Source organism: Sedimentitalea sp. XS_ASV28 (genome assembly GCF_041224545.1).
Lineage (GTDB): Bacteria > Pseudomonadota > Alphaproteobacteria > Rhodobacterales > Rhodobacteraceae > Sedimentitalea.
Genome location: NZ_JBGFGP010000010.1, coordinates 1 through 409 on the forward strand (window position 1 = coordinate 1; position 409 = coordinate 409).

Annotated in this window: 1 pseudogene; it reads left to right on the top strand. The window is 58.7% G+C overall.

What is annotated here, in order from left to right:
* Positions 1-409: pseudogene (locus AB9K34_RS00045) on the top strand (transposase); the annotation flags it as partial.

Here is a 409-nt window from a genome sequence, read left to right on the forward strand (position 1 = left end):
GCGCAAAAATTGGCTGTGGCGGGCGGTCGATCAGGACGGCTTCGTGCTGGACGTTCTGGTCCAATCCCGGCGCAACAAGTGGGCAGCTCTGCGCCTGATACGCAAGCTGCTAAAGCAGCAGGGCCATCCGCCAAGAGTTCAGATCACCGACAAACTTCGCTCATAGCAGGCGGCAAAGCGAGAGATCATGCCAGGGGTCGAGCAACGCTGCCACAAAGGCTTGAATAACCGGGCTGAAAACTCACACCAACCGACCCGAAGGCGCGAGCGAATCATGAAGCGGTTCAAATCAGCTCGACTCTTTCAGCGTTTTGGTTCCGGCCATGACCCGATCGCAAACCTGTTCCACCTGCCGCGCTTTGGGATGACATCCGCAGACTTTCGCGAACTCCGCGCCGCGGCCATGGAT